The organism is Kitasatospora sp. NPDC059827 (assembly GCF_042731675.1).
GTDB lineage: Bacteria > Actinomycetota > Actinomycetes > Streptomycetales > Streptomycetaceae > Kitasatospora.
On record NZ_JBHWIV010000094.1, the window covers coordinates 1 to 18,042 of the forward strand.

The following is an 18,042-nucleotide window of genomic DNA, read 5'->3' on the forward strand; positions in this document are numbered from 1 at the left end:
AACGGCGTGAACCGCTCCCCCAGGCCGTACACCAGCTCCCCCACCCCCAGGGACAACTGACCGAGCATGTGGTGGCGGCCCTCGGCGTCGGTGACGAAACCGGTGCCGCGCTCGCCCACCGTGGTCAGCACCCGGCCGCCCGCGGTGAACTCCAGCCGCCACGGCTCAGCAACGTCGACCCGCAACGTCAGTTCACCGGAGCTCAGTTCCACCACGTCGCCGTCCCGGCGCACCTTCCCACTGCCCTCCTCGGCGCCGGGCAGCGCGAACTCCGGCCCACCCCGCACCGAACCCGCGTGGTGGGTGACGCGCACCCCGATCACACCCTCCGCCGGCGACCAGCACTCGACGGTCAACAGCGGGCTGTTGAGCGTGTCACCACGACCACGCACATGCCTGACCGGCGCGAACAACGTCAACCGGCCCTCACCGGTACGGACATCCGCGACCTCGGTGGCATACCGCGCCGTGACACCCGGACGCATCAACCAATAGCCGTCGGTGAACTTCATCGGACAGGTTCCTCCGTCCGCGCACCATGCGCGGTGATCAGACCCCGGAACCAGTCATAACTGTCCTTCGGGGTACGGGCCAGAGTGTCGTAGTCGACGCGGACCAGACCGAAACGCTGCTCGTAGCCGGTGTCGGAGCCGATCGTGCGGCTCACCCTCATGAGGTCCCTCGGTGAGCCGGGCACGGGTCGCGATGGTGCGGTCACCACGTCGGCGCCAGCCCGCGCTCGCGCAGCCAGGCCAGCTGGACGGGCGGGTTCGAGCCGGAGCACTGGCCCGCCCGGCGAAGTTGACGCCGTCGAAGTACGCCAGGGTCGCGAACGTCGGCCGCACCCGCTCCCGACTGTGCCAACGCAGATAGCTGACGAGCTCCTGGTACGGACCGTCCAGAGAGGTCCGCGCGCCCTCAACGTAGTCGCACAGGAACGGCACGTCCGGCATCACCGCCGCCACCCGGTCCCCGCTGAGCCCCGCCACCGCCAGGGACAACCCACCACCCTGGCTGCCACCCGCCACGACGATCCGGCCGACATCGAGACCGGGCAACTGCGCAACGGCGTCCACCGCACGCACACAGTCGGTCATCAACCGCCGGTAGTAGTGGTTCTCCGGGGACTCGATGCCCTTGGTCATGAAGCCCCCGACCCACTGGGTGCCCTCTCCCACGCCCCGGTCCGGAGTGTCGTGGCCCTGCCCCCGGCTGTCCACGACCAACTGGGCATAGCCGGCCGCGGACCAGAACAGGTGCTCGGTGGGCAGCCCGCGGCCGCCGCTGTATCCCATGTAGGTGACGACGACGGGCAACGGGCCTTCCGCATCGCGCGGGCGCAGCAGCCAGGCGGCCACCGGCTCGCCGTTCCAGCCCGGGAACCGTACGTCGTCGACCTCCACGGTGCGCAGTCCGGACTGCTCGGTGACACGTTCGGCCTTGACCGCGCCGCCGTGGGAGCGGGCTTCGGCGAGGGTCCGTTCCCAGAATGCGTCGAAGTCCTGCGGGGCGGTCGACTCGGGCCGGTAGCCGACGAGTTCGTCGACGCCGAAGTCGGTGACGGGCACGGGGCTTCCTCCGGGTGGGGCGAGTTCGAGGTCAGGTGGTGGGGCGTGAGCAGTGACATGCGGGCCGCCTCCGGGCGGCTGGTGACTGCGGGTCGGCGCCCCGGCGGCGGGCGGGATCGCCCCGGGCGGTGAGCCGGGCTGGAACGGGTGGCGGCCCGTCTTCCCCCGGGACGGGCCGCCGGTCTGTGGGGCGGCAGGCCTCAGCCGGCCGCACCGAACCGGAAGGAGGAGAGCCGGTAGTCGCCGCGCAGGGTCAGGCTCAGGTCGTGCACTCCGTCGAGCGGGGCGGCGAGGTCGGCGGCGACCGTCGTCCAGGCGTAGCGGTCGCCGGTCACGGGCACCCCGACCTCGGCCACCACCCGCCCGCCGGCCCGGACGTCGAGCCGGGCCGGTCCCGTCTCCCCGCCCTCGCGGGCGGTCTCGACCTCGACCCGGACGGCGCCGGAGAGGTCGACCTCGCGGAACAGCAGCGTCGCGGGCTGCCCGGGGTCGGTGGGGGTCACGGCGTCACCGTCGGCGCGGGTGGCGTCGACGATGGTGATGTCGGTGTGGTCGTCGAAGTCGATGGCCTGGACGCTCCGTCCGACGATGGCGCGGGGGGTCGGCGCCGCCCCGGTCACGGTGAGCGGCACGACGAGGACCTCGTCCTCGGCCGACCTCGCCACGACGACCTCGTAGCCGCCGGGGTCGACGGCGAAGGCGCCCGTGGCGACGTCCCAGTGGGCGAACCGCTCGGCCGGCAGCCGGAACGTCAGCTCGCGGCTCTCCCCCGGCTCCAGGCGGACCTTGCGGAAGTCGGCCAGGCGCAGCCGGGGCGCCTCGTAGCGGGCGTTCAGGGCGCGGACGTAGACCTGGACGACGTCGCTGCCAACGCGCCGGCCGCGGTTCTCCACGGTGACGGTGAGGTCGACCGCGCCGTCCGGGCCGATCGACGGCTGCGACAGCCGCGGGTCCCGGTAGGCGACGTCGGTGTAGGAGAGCCCGTGGCCGAAGGGGTAGAGGGTGGCGCCCCGGTGGTACTGGTAGGTCCAGCCGGCCTTGATGATGTCGTAGTCGAGCGGGGCGGGCAGCGGGTCGTCGCCCCGGTACCAGGTCTGCGGCAGGCGGCCGGCGGGCTCGGCCCCGCCGAGCAGCACCGCGGCCAGCGCGTGTCCTGTTTCCTGCCCGCCGTGGGACGTCCACACCACGGCGGGCAGGTGTTCGTCGGCCCAGTCGAGGGCGTACGGGTAGCTGCTCATCACGACCAGGGCGGTGTCCGGGCGGGCTTCGGCGACGGCGCGCAGCAGTTCCTCCTGCCCCTCGGGCAGGTCGATGTCGGCGCGGTCCTCGGTCTCGCGGCCGTTGATCAGCGGGTGGTTGCCGAGGACGACCACGGCGACATCCGCGTTCGCGGCGGCCGCCCGGGCCTCGGCGATGCCGTCGCGCACCAGCTCGCGCTGCCAGCGCTCGGCGTCCTCCGCGCTCTCGGCGGTGACACTCACCCGGCCGTCGGTCGGGTCCACGGCGGCGTAGCGCCCGGTGAAGACCGATCGCAGCAGCACCGTGTCGGGGCCGTCCGGTTCGATCCGGAAGGTCTCCTTGATGAACCAGCTCTTGATCACGTCCTGGCCGGCCGCCAGGCCGTCGTCGTCCTGGAGGGACAGGAGCCGACCGGTGTCGGCGGCGCGCAGGGTGGTGGCACCACCGCCCCAGTCGGTCACGTCGAAGGCGGACTTCCCGAGCAGTTCACCGGTGGTGCGTGAGCGGAGGGTGATGCGGTCCGCGCCCTCCACCGGGACGACCTCGCCGCCGTGGGCGCCGAGGGCCGCGGCCAGTCCGGTGGCGATGCCCACCCGGTACGGCAGGGTGCCGCTGTACCAGTCCTCGAAGAGGGTGTCGGCGAGCGGGCCGATGACGGCGATCCGAGGTGCGCGGGCCGCGTCGATCGGCAGCAGGCCGTCGTTCTTGAGCAGGACGGTCGACTCGGCGGCCGCCCTCCGGGCCAGGGAACGGTGCTCGGGGCTGTCGATCACCTCGGGGCCGATGCCCGTGTACGGGTCCAGTTCGGGGTCGAACTCGCCGAGCCGCAGGCGCACTTCGAGCTGCCGGCGGACGGCGCGGTCGACGTCGACCTCCTCGATCAGGCCGCGGTCCAGCGCCTCGCGCAGTCGGCCGATCACGGTGGCACTGTCCTCGCCGTGGTCGGTGAAGTTGTCGATGCCGGCCTTGAGCGCGGCCGCGTGGCCCTCGGCGTGGTCGTCGAAGTAGTGCTCCGGGTCGACCAGGTTGGAGGGGGCCTCGGCGTCGCTGACCACGAACAGCTCGTGGCCTGTCTGCCGGGCCCAGCGGCGCAGCTCGACCTCGATCAGCGGACTGACGTGGCAGGGGCGGCCGTTGACCAGGTTGTAGGCAGCCATCGCGCCGGTCGCGGCGCCGGAGGCGACGACGGGACGGAAGGCGGCGAGGTCGTACTCCTGGAGGACGCGCGGGCGCACTCCGGAGGAGGTGGTGCAGCGGTCGTCCTCGTTGTTGTACGCGAGGAAGTGCTTGAGCACCGGCGCGGTCCGCAGGTAGGCCGGGTGGTCGCCGGAGAGGCCCCAACAGAACGCCTCGCCGACCCGCGCGGTGTGCACCGGGTCCTCGGAGTAGCCCTCCTCGTTGCGCCCCCAGCGCGGATCGCGCAGCAGGTTGAGCACGGGGGCCCAGGCCTGCAGGGAGTTGGGCCCGCGCTCGGGGCTGCCGACTGCCGGCGAGCGGTGGTAGTGGAAGGCCCGCAGCTCGGTCGAGACCGCCTCGGCGACACCGCGCACCAGGTCCTCGTCCCAGCTGGCGCCGAGGCCGACGGCCTGCGGGAAGACCGTCGCCACGCCGAGCCAGGAGACTCCGTGCAGGCCCTCGCTGCCGGTACGGAACGGGCCGACACCCAGGCGCGGCACAGCCGGCGCGTACTGGTGCAGCATCGCGAGCCGTTCGTCGAGCGTGAGCCGCTGGAGCAGGTCGTCGACACGCTTGCGTGGGGCGAGCGTGGGGTTGCGGAAAGCAGGCAGGTCGGCTGCGGACACCGGCACGGAACTCACGTGGAATACCCCTCGGACAGCTGGGCTCAGTGGTCAAGTCGAAGCGCCTCGACGCTGACACGGCCCAAATGGTCTGTCAACTACCCAGGGACCAAAGGACTTTGAGTTTGTTCAGCCCCTTGCTCAACTGGTAACGCGTCGTTAGTCTCGCCGAAACATTCAAGCGCTTCGACGCTTCGACGGAGAGGGGCCACGCCACCATGAGATCCGGGTTGAATCGCAGGAGCTTTCTGACCACCGCCGCCACGGTCGCGGGAGCCGCCGCGATGGCACCCCTGCTGTCCGCCTGCGGCGGCGGCTCGGACAAGAAGGCCGCGGCGAACACCAAGGAAGGCCTCAAGGCCGCCCTCCCGACCTACGTACCCAACACCAACGCGGTCAAGCCGGACATCGCCTCCGTGCAGGGCACAGGCGACGCTGCGACCGACCCGGCCTACCTCTCCTACCCGGCTTCCCCTCCCACCAGCGTCTCCGGCGTTCCGGGCAAGGGCGGCAGCTACACGGCGATCACCCCGCTGTGGGGCACCGCCCCACCGGTCGGCAACTCCTTCTACCAGGCGATGAGCAAGGCGCTCGGGGTCGAGCTGACCGTCAAGCCGACGGACGGCATCAACTACAACACGATCATCCCGACGATGACCGCCGCCAAGAAGCTGCCGGACTGGATCAACCTGCCGGCCTGGCTGAACTCCAACTTCAACACCGGCGGGCTGGTCGGCACCCAGCTCGCGGACCTGACCCCGTACCTGTCCGGCGACAACATCAGGAAGTACCCCAACCTGGCCGCGCTGCCCACCGGTGCCTGGCAGCACGGCGTCTGGGGCGACAAGCTCTACGGGATCCCCTGCTTCTCCACCAGCTTCGGCATCCCCGGCGCCACCTTCTACCGCCGGGACGTCCTCGAGGCCCGGGGCATCACCGCCGACCAGGTCAAGTCCGCGGACGACCTGATGAACATCGGCAAGGAACTGACCGACGCCAAACGGGGCGTGTGGGCCTTCGACGACGTGTGGACCTATCTCCAGTTCGCGTGGGGCGTTCCGATGAAGTGGAGGGTCGACAACGGCAAGCTGGTCCACCCGTTCGAGACCCAGGAGTTCCTGGAGGCCCTCGACTGGCACAACCGCCTGGCCACCTCGGGCTACATGCACCCGGACGCCCTCGCCGGCGACGTCTCCAACGGGAGCACCCGCTTCTACAGCGGGAAGACGCTCATCGGGGGCGGCGGACTGGGCGCGTGGAACCTGTCCGACCACCAGTCCGGCACCGCCGCGGACCCGAACTACCGGCGGGGCGCGTTCAACGCCATCACCGCCGACGGCAAGGGCACGCCGGTGATCTACATGGGCGCCGCCGCCAGCATGATCAGCTACCTCAACGCCGGTCTGAAGCCGGAGCAGATCCAGGAACTGCTCTCAGTCGCGAACTACCTCGCCGCGCCGTACGGCACGGCCGAGTACACCATGGTCAACTTCGGCGTCGAGGGCGTCCACCACACCCGGGTGAACGGCATGCCGACCTTCACGGAGGAAGGGAAGAAAGACGTCCAGGTGACGACCTACTCGTTCCTGGCCGCCTCCGGCTCCGTGATCAGCAACCCGGGCGGCGAGCAGGTCACCAGGGACTACGCAGGCTGGTCGGCCGCCAACGTCAAGTACCTCACCAAGCCGCCCTTCTGGGGCATGAACCTCAGCATGCCCCAGGCCATCGCCTCGGCCGATGCCGCGCAGAACGTCAACGACACCATCAAGGACTGCTACCACGGCAAGAAGAAGGTCTCCGACGTGCAGGACGCCATCGCCAGCTGGCGATCCGGCCCGGGTGAGCGGCTCAAGCAGTGGATGACCGACAACGTCCTCAACAAGTACGGCACCGGCCAGTGAGCACCGCGGCCCCGAAGCGCCCGGCCGAGCCTGCGCGGCTCACCTGGCGGACCAGGCTGCGGCGCGACAAGTCCCTCCTGCTGATGACGGTCCCCGCGGTCGTCCTGCTCCTGGTGTTCAACTACGTGCCGCTGTTCGGCATCGTCACCGCCTTCCAGGAGTACGACCCGCTGGTCGGGGTCTGGCACAGCGAATGGGTCGGCTTCGACCAGTTCCAGCAGCTGTTCGGCGACCCGGCGTTCTGGGCCTCGATGAAGAACACCCTCTACCTCAGCTTCGTCCAGCTGGTCCTGTTCTTCCCGATCCCCATCGCCCTGGCCCTGCTGCTCAACTCGGTGATCAGCGAGCGGATCCGCAACTTCTTCCAGTCCGTGGTCTACCTGCCGCACTTCTTCTCCTGGGTGCTGGCGGTCACGATCTTCCAGCAGATGCTCGGCGGCGCCGGCGTGCTCAACCAGTTCCTGCGCCAGCACGACATCGGCACCTGGGACATCATGACCAACCCGCACACCTTCGCGCTGCTGGTCACGTCGCAGGCGATCTGGAAGGAGGCGGGCTGGGGGATCATCGTCTTCCTCGCCGCACTGAGCGCGATCAACAGCGAGCTGTACGAGGCCGCGGCGGCTGACGGCGCCGGACGGCTGCGGCGGATGTGGCACATCACGCTGCCGGGCCTGCGCGGGGTGATCGTGCTGATGCTGGTCCTGCGGCTGGGCAACGCCCTGTCCGTGGGCTTCGAGCAGTTCCTGGTCCAACGCGACGCCGTCGGCCACGAGACCGCGGACGTCCTGGACACCTTCTCCTTCTACTACGGCATCGCCACCGGCGGCTACAGCTACGGCGCGGCGGCCGGGCTCTTCAAGAGCGTGGTCTCCCTCCTGCTCATCTGGGGTGCCAACCGGCTGGCGCACGCCTTCGGCGAGGACGGGCTGTATCGCAAATGACCAACGCACTCACCATGGGATCCCGGCGGGAGATGCGCCGCCGGGCCGCCACGGCCGCCAGGCGCCGGGCCGGCTCCGCCCGTCCGCCCTGGGACGAGCCGCCCACCGCCGTCGGCCAGGCCGCCAAGGGACTCACCCTCGGCGGGATGCTCGCCGTCATCCTGGTCCCGCTCTACATCATCGTCCTGACCAGCTTCTCCACCCCCGGCGCCATCAACCGGGCCGGCGGCCTGGTGATCTGGCCGGACGGCCTGACCACCGAGACGTACCGCCAGATGCTCAGCGACTCGACGATCATCACCGCGCTGGGGGTGAGCCTCGGGATCACCGTGGTCGGCACCGCGGTGTCCATGGCCGTCTCCGTCCTGTGCGCCTACGGGCTCTCCCGGCCGCGCTCCCTCGGGCACCGCTTCGTCCTGCTGCTGCTGATCATCACGATGTTCATCAGCGGCGGTCTGATCCCGAGCTTCCTGGTCGTCACCGGCCTCGGCGGCTACGGCCAGTGGTGGGCGCTGATCCTGCCGAGCGCGGTCTCCGTCTTCAACATCCTGGTGCTGCGCGCCTTCTACCAGGAGACCTCCTCCGAGCTGATCGACGCGGCCCGGATGGACGGCGCCGGCGAGTGGCGGATCCTGTGGTCCGTCGTCCTGCCCACCTCACGCGCCGTCACCGCCGTCACCGCGCTCTTCTACGCCGTGGGCTACTGGAACTCCTTCTTCAACGTCATGCTCTACATGCCGACGGACAGCGAGAAGTGGCCCCTGCAGTACGTGCTGCTCACCTACGTCAACCGGGCCAACGGCCTGCCCGGCTCGGTCAACTCCGGCTTCGGGCAGACCCACGCGCAGACCGCACCGCTGTCGCTGCAGATGGCGGTCGTGGTCCTCACCCTGGTCCCACTGGTGATCGTGTACCCGTTCGTGCAGAAGCACCTGCGTGCCGGTGTCCTCACCGGCGCGATCAAGGGCTGAGCGATCCGAACCGGTCCGGCGCGCCCCGCCGGGCCGGGAGACGCAGTTGACCCCGCTTCCGGAAGGACGGCACCCAGATGGACATCCGCCGACTCACGGACCGCCTCGGCGGCCTCGCCTACGGCGGGGACTACAACCCCGAACAGTGGGACGCCCAGGTGTGGAAGGAGGACGACGAACTGATGCGCCGGGCGCGCGTCAACCTCGCCACCGTCGGCGTCTTCTCCTGGGCCCTGCTGGAACCCGAGGAGGGCAGGTACGACTTCGAGTGGCTCGACGCCCACCTCGACCGCCTCCACGCGGCCGGCGTCGCGGTCGACCTGGCCACCCCCACCGCGTCCCCACCGCCCTGGTTCACGCTGGCCCACCCGGACGCCCTGACCGTCCGCCCCGACGGCACCCGGCTGACCCACGGCAGCCGGGACACCTACTGCCTCACCGCCCCCGCCTACCGTCAGGCCGCCCGCCGCATCGCCGGCGCCCTCGCCGAACGCTACGGCGAACACCCGGCACTCGCCCTGTGGCACGTCCACAACGAGTACGTCACCCTCTGCTACTGCGACCACACCGCCGCCGCCTTCCGGGTCTGGCTGCGCGCCCGCCACGGCTCCCTGGACGCCCTCAACGACGCCTGGGGGACGGCCTTCTGGAGCCAGCACTACACCTCGTGGGAGCAGATCCTCCCGCCCCGCACCAGCCAGTGGCACCACAACCCCGGCCAGGACCTGGACTACAAGCGCTTCTGGTCGGACGAGACCCTCGCCGCCTACCGCGAGCAGCGCGACGCGATCCGCGCCCACAGCGACCGGCCGGTGACGACCAACCTCATGGTGCCCGGCTACCAGAACCTGGACCTTTGGGCGTTCGGCCGCGAGGTCGACCTGGTCTCCATCGACCACTACCCCAGCGCGCCCGGCGTCGACGCCGCCGCCCACGCCGCCTTCGACGCCGACCGGGCCCGCTCCTTCGCCGGCGGCGCCCCCTGGCTGCTGATGGAATCGGGCACCAACACCGTCTACGTCGGCGACCGCATCCTCCCCAAGGAGCCGGGGGACATCCTTCGCCACTCGCTCGCCCACATCGCCCGCGGCTCGGAGGGCGCGCTGTTCTTCCAGTGGCGCCAGTCCCGGGCCGGCGCCGAGACGTGGCACTCGGCGATGGTCCCGCACGCCGGGCCCGACAGCCGCATCTTCCGCGAGGTCACGGCCGCCGGGGAAGCCGTCGCCCGGCTCGGTGAACTCGCCGGCTCCACCGTCCGGGCCGACGTCGCCGTGCTGCACGACTCCGACGCCTGGTGGGCGATGAACGTCGACGGCCTCCCCTCCAGCGAGCTCGGCTACTACCCCGCGCTGCGCCGCGCCCACCGGGCGCTGTGGGACGCCGGACTGACGGTCGAGTTCGCCCACCCCGAACACGACCTGAGCCGCTACCGGGTCGTCCTCGCCCCCGCCCTGTTCCTGCTCACCGACGCGGGCGCCGAGAATCTGCGCCGCTACGTCGCCGACGGCGGCACCCTGCTCGTCCAGCACTGCGGCGGCATCGTCGACGAGCACCTGCACGCCCGGCTCGGCGGTTACCCGGCCGCACCGCTACGCGAGGCACTGGGCATCCGGGTCGAGGAGCACCGCCCGCTGCCGAAGGGCGAGGAGATCGCGCTCTCCGACGGCTCGACGGGCTCCGCCTGGAGCGAGTCCCTGCGCACCGACGGCGCCGAGGTCATCGCCGCCTACACCCACGGCATGCTCGACGGCAGCCCGGCGCTCACCCGCCACGCCCTCGGCTCCGGCCACGGCTGGTACCTCTCCACCCGCCTCGACGACACCGGCTACGCCGGCCTGGTCGACCGGCTCCTGACGGAAGCCGGGGTCGTCCCGGAGGTTCCGGGCCTGCCGGCCGGCGTCGAGGCCGTCACCCGCCACGCGGCGGACGGCCGGAGCTGGCACGTGCTGATCAACCACCGGACCGAGGCCGTTCCCCTGCCGCAGCCCGGCCACGACCTGCTCACCGACGCGACGCTCGGCGAACTGGCGTCCGGAGGCTGCGCGGTCCTGCGCAGGCAGTGAACGCTCCCCCGTCTCCCCCGCCCACCGAGGAAGGCCACCGATGAGCGACCCGCACGAGACGATCCGCTGGGGCCACGGCGCCCTGGAGCTGGAGGTCGACCTGGGCGAGCACGGCCCCCCGCGGCTGACCCGCCTCGGCGCACCCGGTGAGAAGAGCGCCGCACCCCGCCCCGGCGCGCCGCTGCCGCTGGTGGAGGTGACGACGGCGGACCTCGGCCGCTACTGGTCGGGCCGCCACCTCGTCAACAGCGCCCTCGGCGGACGGCTGCGCCACCGCTCCCACCGTGCGACCCGCGACGGCGACTGGCACGTGCTCACCGTCGAACTCCACGAACCGGAGGGCGGCTTGACCGCCGAGGTGGTCTACCGCTCCCTGGACGGCCTGCCGGTGCTGCGCAGCGAGGTGCGGCTGCGCAACGAGGGGCCGCGCACGCTGCACCTGGAGTCGGTCGGCTCGCTCGTGGCGGGCTGCCTCACCGGGGGCGACCCGGTGGATCTGGACGACGCCGACCTGTTGTGGGCGGAGAACGAGTGGTTCGCCGAATGCCGCTGGCACCGCCAGCCGCTGCGGGTGTCCTCGCCCGAGCGCAGTGGCCGCGTCCACACCACCTCCGGCCGCAGCACCCGCGTCGTGGCCGGCCAGGGCGTCTGGTCCAGCTGCGGCCACCTGCCGATGGGCGGTCTGACCGACCGGGAGTCCGGCCGCACCTGGCTGTGGCAGATCGAGCACAACGGGGGCGGCTGGCGTTGGGAGTGCGGGGTGCGCGACGACACGGCGTACGCGGCGCTGTACGGCCCGAACGACGCCGACCACGGCTGGCGCCACCCGCTGGAGCCCGGCGCCGAGTTCCGTGCCGTCCCCGTGGCGCTCGCACTGGCCACGGACGGCGGGCCCGACGGCGCCTTCGCCGCCCTCACCGCGTACCGCCGGGCCACCCGCCGCCCGCACCCCGACCACCACCGGCTGCCGGTGATATTCAACGACTACATGAACTGCCTGATGGGCGACCCGACCACGGCCAGGCTGCTGCCGCTGGTCGACGCCGCCGCCGAGGCCGGCGCGGAGTACTTCGTCATCGACGCCGGCTGGTACGACGACGGCGACAACTGGTGGAGCTCCGTCGGGGCCTGGGAGCCGTCGGCCTCCCGCTTCCCCGGGCCGAGGGGGATCCACGAGGTCCTGGACCGCATCCGGGAGCGGGGCATGGTCCCCGGTCTGTGGCTGGAGCCGGAGGCGGTCGGGGTGGACAGCCCGGTCGCCCGGTCCCTTCCGGAGGAGGCGTTCTTCCGCCGCGACGGACGGCGGGTGCAGGAGGGCGGCGGCCGGTACCACCTGGACCTGCGCCATCCGGCCGCCCGCGCCCACCTGGACGCCGTGGTGGACCGCCTGGTCGGTGAGTGGGGCGTCGGCTACCTCAAGCTGGACCACAACACCGACCCGGGCTCCGGCACCAGCAGCCACCCGGGAGAGGCTCCGGCGGCCGGTCTGCTCGGCCACAACCGGGCCCAGCTCGCCTGGCTGGACGGCATCCTGGACCGGCACCCCGAGCTGGTGATCGAGAACTGCGCGTCCGGCGGCATGCGGATGGACCACGCCCTGCTCTCCCGGCTCCAGCTGCAGTCCACCAGCGACCAGCAGGACCTGCTGCGCTACGCGCCGATAGCGGCGGCGGCCCCCACCGCCGTCACGCCCGAGCAGGGCGCCGTCTGGGCCTACCCGCTGCCCGAGGACTCCCCCGACGAAGTAGCCATCACCATGGCCAACGCGCTCCTCGGCCGCATCCACCTCTCCGGTCGCATCACCGAACTCACCGAAGAGGCAAGGGACTTGGTTCACGAGGCGGTGGCCGTCCACAAGGCGATCCGCACCGACCTATCACAGGCGCTGCCCGCCTGGCCGCTCGGACTCCCGGGCTGGGAGGATCCGTGGATCGCCCTGGCGCTGCACACCCCGGACACCGCCTACGTCACCGCCTGGCGTCGCTCCGGCGAGGAGAGCGTCAGGGATCTCGACCTGCACCGGCTGGCCGGCGCCGAGGTCCGCGTCGAGGTGCTCTACCCGTCGTCCAGCCAGGCCCGCGCCACCTGGCACCCGGACACCGCCGAACTCACCCTGACCCTGCCGGCAGCCCCGTCCGCCGTTCTGCTCCGCCTCACCAGGATGCCGATCGAACGGAGTTGACGATGCGCCAGGTGTCCGCGCGCGCCCCACCGCGCCGGCCCGCATCCGTACGGAACACGCTTCGCGTCCGGGCCCGACCCGAGCAGCCGCACCGGGCCCTACCGTCCAGAACGCGGGAGTTCGATCCCCACACCCGAACCCCACGCACCCCCACCCCTGGAGGGACGAAGTGAAGTCACCCGTCCAGTCTTGTCGTGAACGCACCATAACGGTCGCGGCGGCCCTGTCGCTCGCACTCGCCGGCGCGATCGCCGTCGTCGCGCCGCACGCCGCCGCCGCACCGCCCGCCGTCACGGCGAGCACCGTGTCGGTGTCGGTCGACGCCGCCCTGCAGCTCGCCACCGTTCCCGCCACCGGCGTCGGCGTGAACATCCCGGTCTACGACGTCAACATGAACGCCGCCGGCACCGCCGGCCTGCTCGGCACGGCCGGAATCAACACCGTCCGCTACCCCGGCGGCAGCCACTCCGACGCCTACCACTGGCAGACCGGCACCACCGACGACGGTTCGTACGTCGCTCCGAACACCGGTTTCGACGCCTTCATGGGCACCGTGCGCGCCGCCGGAGCGCAGCCGATCATCACCGCCAACTACGGCTCGGGCACCCCCCAGGAGGCCGCCGCCTGGGTCCAGTACGCCAACACCACCAAGGGCTACGGCATCAAGTACTGGGAGATCGGCAACGAGGTCTACGGCAACGGCGAGTACGGCGCCAAGTGGGAGTACGACACCCACAGCAGCAAGAGTGCCACGACCTACGCGAACAACGTGCTCCAGTACGTCTCGGCGATGAAGGCGGCCGACCCGAGCGTCAAGATCGGCGCCGTGCTGACCACCCCCGGCTACTGGCCGGACGGCATGGTCGGTCCGGGCGACACCATGGACTGGAACCACACCGTCCTGTCGATCGCCGGCTCGAAGATCGACTTCGCCATCGTGCACGCCTACCCCACCAGCACCAGCCCGGCCGACCTGCTCACCAAGCCGCAGGCCCAGAACGCCGGCATCACCGGCGCCGTGCGTTCGCTGATCAACCAGTACGCCGGGACCAACGCCCCCAACGTCGGCATCGCGGTGACCGAGGCGAACGCCCAGGCCTACCTCGACACCTCCCCCAACGGACTGTTCGCCCCGGACAACTACCTCACCTGGCTGGAGAACGGTGCGTTCAACGTGGACTGGTGGGACCTGCGCAACGGCACCGACTGCACGAAGGTGACCACGGTCGAGGGCGCCACCGACTACAACGACGGCGGCATGGTCTCCAGCGGCTCCTCCTGCGAGCCGGCCCTCAACACGCCCTTCCCTGCCTACTACGGCATCCAGATGATCAGCAAGCTCGGCGCGCCCGGGGACACCCTGGTCAAGGCCGCCAGCTCGTCCTCGCTGCTCACCGCGCACGCCGTCCGCCGCGCCGACGGTGACGTGGACGTCATGCTGATCAACAAGGACCCGAACAACGACGCCACGGTGAACCTCTCCTACACAGGGTTCACCCCGTCCTCCGCCACCCCGACCGTCCACTCCTACCTCAAGAACGCCCGCGGGATCGGCACGGCCCAGTCCGGCAGTGCGACCACCCAGACCGTGCCCGCCTACGGCATCACGGTCGTCCAGATGCACCCGACCAGCGCGGCCTGCCGGGTCGTCTACAACAAGAACGAGTGGCAGGGCGTCATGGTCGGCTCCGTCACCGTCGTCAACAACGGCCTCGGCCAGGTCAACGGCTGGTCCCTCGGCTTCGACTTCCCCGGCGACAACGGCATCACCAACACCTGGAACGCCTCGGTGTCGCAGAGCGGCCGGAGCGTCAGCGCCGGGAACGTGTCCTACAACGCCTCCGTCCCGCAGGGCGGCAGCGTCCAGTGGGGCTTCAAGGCCAACTGGTCCGGCAGTGACGCCAACCCCTCCGCCTTCCGGTTCAACGGCGCCTCCTGCGCGATCGGCTGAACCCGATGAGCCGGTGGTGCCCCGGGCCCCGGACCTCTCCAGGGCCGAGGGCCCGGGGCACCACCACCCCGACATGCACCTTCGAAAGGAACCGACCACGTGTCAGACCAGCCCCAGCCGACCGGAACCCTCCCCAACCCCGTGATCCCCGGCTTCCACCCGGACCCGAGCGTCTGCCGCGTGGGCGACGACTACTACCTCGTCTGCTCCAGCTTCGAGTACTTCCCCGGCATCCCCGTCTTCCACAGCCGCGACCTGTTCAACTGGACCCAGATCGGCAACGCCCTGGACCGGCCGAGCCAGCTGCGCCTTCCGCGCGAGTCCCCGTCCTCCGCCGGGATCTACGCCCCGACACTGCGCCACCACGACGGCCGCTTCTGGCTGATCGTCACCAACGTCAGCGGCGACGGCAACCTGCTCTTCACCACCACCGACCCGGCCGGCCCCTGGTCCGACCCGATCCGGCTGCCCGGCGTCCACGGCATCGACCCGGACCTCGCCTGGGACGAGGACGGCACCTGCTGGTGCACCGTCGCCGGCGTCTCCCAGGTCCGCCTCGACCCGACGACCGGCGAGACCATCGGCGAGCCGCAGCGGATCTGGTCCGGCGCACCCGGCGCCGCGGCCCCCGAGGCCCCGCACCTGTACCGGATCGGCGAGTACTGGTACCTGATGATCGCCGAGGGCGGCACCGAGCGCGGCCACGCCGTCTCCATCGCCCGCGGCACCTCGCCCTCCGGCCCGTTCGAGCCGTGCCCGTCCAACCCGGTGCTGACCCACCGCGGCATCAACAACCCCATCCAGAACACCGGGCACGCCGACCTCGTCCAGGCACCCGACGGCTCGTGGTGGATGGTGCTGCTCGCCGTACGGCCGCGCGGCGGCACCCCCGCCTGGTACGTGCTCGGCCGGGAGACCTTCCTCGCCCCGGTCGAGTGGGTGGACGGCTGGCCGGTGGTCGGCCGGGTCACCCCCGAACTGCCCACCCCGGCCTGGCCGCTGCACCCCGCGCCCGCAGTCCCCGCCCGGGACGACTTCGACCGGGCCGAGCTGCACCCCCAGTGGATCTCGGTGCGCGAGCGCCCCGAGCACCTGTGCACCACGAAGGAGCGTTCCGGCTGGCTCACCCTGCGCGCCGCGGGCGCCTCCCTCGACGAGAACGACGTGGTGTTCGTCGGCCGGCGCCAGCAGCACCTCGGCTGCCGGACCCGCACCCTGATCGACCCCGCCGGGGGCCGCGGCGGCCTCGCCGTCCGGATGGCCGAGGACCACCACTACGAGATCGAGGCGGCCGACGGCGAGGTGAAGGTCTACGCCCGGATCGGCTCGCTGCGCACCGAGGTCGCCACCCGTCCGGTGCCCACCGGGCCCGTGGTACTAGGCGTGGACGTCGTCCCGCGCGAGACGCGCGGCCCGCGCACCGGCCCCGACGACGTCGTCCTCGGCATCGAGGAGCCCGACGGCACCTTCACCGTGCTCGCCGCCCTCGACGGGCGCTACCTGTCCACCGAGGTGGCCGGCGGCTTCACCGGCCGGGTCATCGGCATGTACGCCGCCGAAGGCACCGTCCACTTCGACCGGTTCGACTACGAGCCCGTCCCGTTTTCCTGACCACCCATCAGGACCCTCCACCGGTACACACGAAAGGGACATCCGCGTGAACGACGCAGCGCACACCACACGCCCCCGCAACCGCCGCCTCCACCGCACGGCCGGCCTCCTGGTGGCCCTGGTCACCACCGGCGCCCTGTGCGGCGGCACGGCGATCGCCGCCCCCGCCGACCAGCCCCAGGCGGCGGCCGAGGCCGCAGGCGCCAGGGTCCCGCACGACCCGATGGCCGCCGTGGCGCAGATGCAGCCCAGCTGGAACCTCGGCAACACCCTCGACGCCCTCCCCGACGAGACCTCCTGGGGCAACCCGCTCACCACCAAGGCCACCTTCGACGGCCTCAAGGCCCAGGGCTTCCGCAGCGTCCGGATCCCGGTCAGCTGGTACCCGCACCAGTCCGCCACCGCCCCGTACACCATCGACCCGGTGTGGATGAAGCGGGTCAAGCAGGTGGTCGACCTCGCTCTGGAGGACGGCCTCTACGTCGAGATCAACGTCCACCACGACTCGTGGCAGTGGATCAAGTACATGTCCACCGACCACGACAACATCATGGCCCGGTTCGACTCCACCTGGCAGCAGATCGCCACCACGTTCAAGGACGAGCCGCGCACCCTGCTCATGGAGAGCATCAACGAGCCGCAGTTCGACGCCGCGACCGACGCCCAGAAGACCCAGTACCTGCGGGAACTCAACACCTCGTTCCACAGCATCGTGCGCAACTCCGGCGGCAGGAACAAGGACCGCCTGCTCGTCCTGCCCTCGGAGGAGACCAACAACGCCCAGCACTGGCTGGACGACCTGTCCACCACCATGAGCTCACTGAACGACCGCAACCTGGTCGCCACCGTGCACTACTACAGCTGGTACCCGTTCAGCGTGAACATCGCCAACGGCACGACCTACGACGCCAAGGCCCAGTCGGACCTGACCGACGGCTTCGCCCGGGTGCACGACACCTTCGTCAAGAAGGGCATCCCCGTCTACCTCGGCGAGTACGGGCTGCTCACCTCGCCCTACTCGGGCGTCGTCGAGCGCGGCGAGATGCTCAAGTACTTCGAGCACGTCAACTACGAGGCGCGCCGCAACGGCATGACCTCCGCCGTCTGGGACGCCGCCAACGACTTCCTGAACCGCTCCACCATGCAGTGGGTGGTCCCCGAGATGAAGGACCTGATCCAGAGCTCCTGGCGGACCCGCTCGGGCACCGCCTCCACCGACAACGTCTTCCTGCCGAAGTCCGGCCCCATCGCCGCGCAGACCATCACGCTCAACCGCAACGGCCTCCGGTTCGCCGGCCTCTGGCAGGGCGACCGCCCGCTGATCCCCTTCCTCGACTACACCCTCGACGGCGACAAGCTCACCCTGACCTCCGACGCCCTCACCGAGCTGGCCGGGGACCGCGCCGCCGGGATCAACGCCACCCTCGAAGTCCGGTACTCCGACGGCGTCCCGTGGAAGCTCTTCGTGCGCTCCTACGACAAGCCGACCATGGCCAACGCCACCGGGACGCTCGACGGGCTCACCATCCCCACCCGGTTCAACGGCGCCCTGATGGCCAACGTCCAGTCCACCTACGCCGACGGCACCGCCGCCGGCCCGGCCTCCTGGACCACCTACCAGACGTTCGACAACCTCCGTGCCGACTACGGCGCCAACACCACCACCCTCAAGCCCGACTACGTCAAGTCCCTCAAGGACGGCGTGCCGGCGACGTTCACCTTCCGCTTCTGGACCGGCGACACCACCACCTACACCGTCACCAAGACCGGCAACACCGTCACCGGCACCGCCTCCTGACCGCTGTTCCTCACC

9 protein-coding genes and 3 pseudogenes are annotated in these 18,042 nt (G+C 71.1%); 8 read left to right on the plus strand and 4 right to left on the minus strand.

Annotation, left to right across the window (positions count from 1 at the left end; translation table 11 throughout):
* The 4 genes and pseudogenes from ACFV8H_RS35425 to ACFV8H_RS35440 form a co-directional block, all read right to left on the minus strand.
* A pseudogene (locus tag ACFV8H_RS35425) lies at nt 1–512 on the minus strand (alpha-xylosidase); the annotation flags it as partial.
* Nucleotides 509–640: pseudogene (locus ACFV8H_RS35430) on the minus strand (family 1 glycosylhydrolase); the annotation flags it as partial. The pseudogenes ACFV8H_RS35425 and ACFV8H_RS35430, both read right to left, overlap by 4 nt.
* A gap of 145 nt (nt 641–785) precedes the next feature.
* Nucleotides 786–1,568 (minus strand): annotated as a pseudogene (locus ACFV8H_RS35435) (acetylxylan esterase); the annotation flags it as partial.
* Nucleotides 1,569–1,768: 200 nt separating this feature from the next.
* A complete protein-coding gene (locus tag ACFV8H_RS35440; protein WP_380408088.1) occupies nt 1,769–4,624 on the minus strand; it encodes a glycoside hydrolase family 3 C-terminal domain-containing protein in 2,856 nt (951 codons plus the stop codon).
* A 266-nt stretch (nt 4,625–4,890) separates the two neighbouring features.
* On the opposite strand from ACFV8H_RS35440, the gene ACFV8H_RS35445 reads away from it, so the two are divergent.
* The 8 genes from ACFV8H_RS35445 (at nt 4,891) to ACFV8H_RS35480 (ending at nt 18,027) form a co-directional block, all read left to right on the plus strand.
* Nucleotides 4,891–6,507 (plus strand): ABC transporter substrate-binding protein, encoded by a 1,617-nt coding sequence (locus ACFV8H_RS35445; RefSeq protein WP_380408090.1) that lies wholly within the window; start codon nt 4,891–4,893, stop codon nt 6,505–6,507.
* Nucleotides 6,504–7,451: an ABC transporter permease gene (locus ACFV8H_RS35450; RefSeq protein WP_380408092.1), complete on the plus strand. Its 948-nt coding sequence runs from the start codon at nt 6,504–6,506 to the stop codon at nt 7,449–7,451. Before ACFV8H_RS35445 ends, ACFV8H_RS35450 begins: the two co-directional genes overlap by 4 nt.
* Nucleotides 7,448–8,422: a carbohydrate ABC transporter permease gene (locus ACFV8H_RS35455; protein WP_380408094.1), complete on the plus strand. Its 975-nt coding sequence runs from the start codon at nt 7,448–7,450 to the stop codon at nt 8,420–8,422. Before ACFV8H_RS35450 ends, ACFV8H_RS35455 begins: the two co-directional genes overlap by 4 nt.
* 77 nt (nt 8,423–8,499) lie before the next feature.
* Nucleotides 8,500–10,485, plus strand: coding sequence for a beta-galactosidase (locus ACFV8H_RS35460; protein ID WP_380408096.1), 1,986 nt, complete (start codon nt 8,500–8,502; stop codon nt 10,483–10,485).
* A 40-nt stretch (nt 10,486–10,525) separates the two neighbouring features.
* Nucleotides 10,526–12,667, plus strand: coding sequence for a glycoside hydrolase family 36 protein (locus ACFV8H_RS35465; protein WP_380408098.1), 2,142 nt, complete (start codon nt 10,526–10,528; stop codon nt 12,665–12,667).
* A gap of 169 nt (nt 12,668–12,836) precedes the next feature.
* Complete coding sequence (locus ACFV8H_RS35470) at nt 12,837–14,618, plus strand: cellulose binding domain-containing protein (RefSeq protein WP_380408100.1); 1,782 nt, start codon at nt 12,837–12,839, stop codon at nt 14,616–14,618.
* 99 nt (nt 14,619–14,717) lie between these two features.
* Nucleotides 14,718–16,229, plus strand: coding sequence for a glycoside hydrolase family 43 protein (locus ACFV8H_RS35475; RefSeq protein ID WP_380408102.1), 1,512 nt, complete (start codon nt 14,718–14,720; stop codon nt 16,227–16,229).
* 46 nt (nt 16,230–16,275) lie between these two features.
* Nucleotides 16,276–18,027, plus strand: a complete 1,752-nt coding sequence (locus ACFV8H_RS35480) for a cellulase family glycosylhydrolase (protein ID WP_380408104.1) — start codon at nt 16,276–16,278, stop codon at nt 18,025–18,027.
* Nucleotides 18,028–18,042: the final 15 nt, after the last annotated feature.